This window comes from Carnobacterium sp. (genome assembly GCF_032094055.1).
Taxonomy (GTDB): Bacteria; Bacillota; Bacilli; order Lactobacillales; family Carnobacteriaceae; genus Carnobacterium_A.
Genome location: NZ_DAMDAK010000042.1, coordinates 19,297 through 21,082 on the forward strand (window position 1 = coordinate 19,297; position 1,786 = coordinate 21,082).

General features: G+C 38.2%; 1 protein-coding gene and 1 pseudogene. Both read right to left on the bottom strand.

Features of this window, described 5'->3' with window-relative positions:
- On the bottom strand, positions 1–1,561 hold a 1,561-nt coding region (locus RT405_RS07905; RefSeq protein ID WP_313468984.1), incomplete at its 3' end, for a hypothetical protein.
- Positions 1,562–1,563: 2 nt separating this feature from the next.
- Positions 1,564–1,786, bottom strand: a pseudogene (locus tag RT405_RS07910) (ABC transporter ATP-binding protein); the annotation flags it as partial.

The following is a 1,786-nucleotide window of genomic DNA, read 5'->3' on the forward strand; positions in this document are numbered from 1 at the left end:
CGCCAATCAAGACAATGGCGAGGACGCCAATGATGAAGGAACCAAAAATACTAATAACTTGAATGAAGTTCCCACCACCTCTGCTGAATAACTCTGTCAGATTCTGCCATTCTAGGTTTAGTAAACGAAAATCACGAGCAAAATAATAGTGACACAGCACGAAAAGACCGATGATAATGCCAATTAAGAATAGAACGCCTAACAAGAAAGGTACTTTTGTAATAAAAATAAAAACTATTCCAAGAATGAGCGGCAATACAGCTTCTGCTACAAAAGCGAAGAGAAATTTTTGTTTCAGGTAGTTCTTCATTGAAAATGGTAAAGATTTCATATATATGAAATTTTCTCGATCAAGCGAGATGATAACTCCAACGATAGAGATTGCGTTCAATGTCAGAAAAGCATAAACGAAGCCAGCAAAGAAAGATAAAGCCCAATAATGGAATGTCAAACCTTCTAAATAAACGCCGTTCGTGATTGCGGGGCCTAATAAAAGAATGGGAAAAATAATGCTGGAACTTAAATGCTGCATAATCAGTGTTCCATCTTGTATCAGTCCGAAATTGTATTTCCATAAGATGCGATTAACAGAAGCCGGATGTCCTGTTGAAGCAGCTGAATGTGCTTTTGTTTTATTAGAAGTACTTATTTTATTTAAAGAAAACACCGTTTTTTGTTGATTTTTACTTTTGTCAGGTTTACTGCTCACATTTCCCTCTTCTTCACGGTAAAAACCAGGTATGACCCAATTGAAAACAAGTAGCGCCAGAACAGCTAACAAAGCAATCCATAAAAAGATTCCGAACCAAGCAGTTAAGCTGCCAGGATCTAATAAAAACTGGTAAAATGCTTGAACAAAAGGAATCACGCGGTAATCCGGCATGGCTTGGCCATCCGCCATTGTTGCTCCAGGATCCATTGAAGAGATAAAGAAGATAACTGCCACCATTCCCAAACTGGATAACGCATAGAGAATCGTTGTCACGGCTTGTTTATTTTTATGGAAAAAAGACAGCTTGGTAATTAAATGAACCAGAACCACTGAGAAGAAAAAGACCACGATCATCAATAATAAAAATAAAAGCAATGAAGCCATAAGAGAGACGATCATAAGCTGTCCGGCATCCTGTCCCAACATAATAAACAAAGCTAAAATCGGGATCAGGTACGGCAAGATCATTAATGCAAGGACAACTAGTTTAGCTGTAAAAACTTCGCTTCCTTTAAAAGGCAGCGGAAGGTAATGGGCTAAATCTTTTGATTCATAAAACAAGTTATAGACTAAGTAAAATCCTTGCAGAAGAGCCATGACGATGAACATCATAATAAAGGTTGTGAACATTCCAGGATACTGGGTAAAGTCGATGGCAGCGAACATGAAGCCGTATAACAATAGAAATACTAGCAGCAAGAAGCCGTTTTGTAAAAGGACAGACATATAAGGCGGAATAGAAGATATTTTTCCTGATTTTGCTTCTTTATTTCGTTTCTTTTCGATCATTTGCGGGTTGGCATAGATCAGGTTTACTTTAGTCAGCTGTTTGATGTGTTGCAGCCGCAAGGTCATCCTCTCCTTTCTGTATCAGCCGCATCGGTTTCATTACGGATGGGTTCTTCTGCCGGAGTTCTTCCAGCCATTTTTAAGTAGATTGTTTCTAATGATTGATCTTCATTTTCTGCTTGCAGCTGTTCAACTGTTCCATCATATAAAATTTCACCATTTTTGAGAATGGCAATATGGTTGCCGAGTTGTTGAGCGACTTCTAGTACATGTGTTGAGAATAAA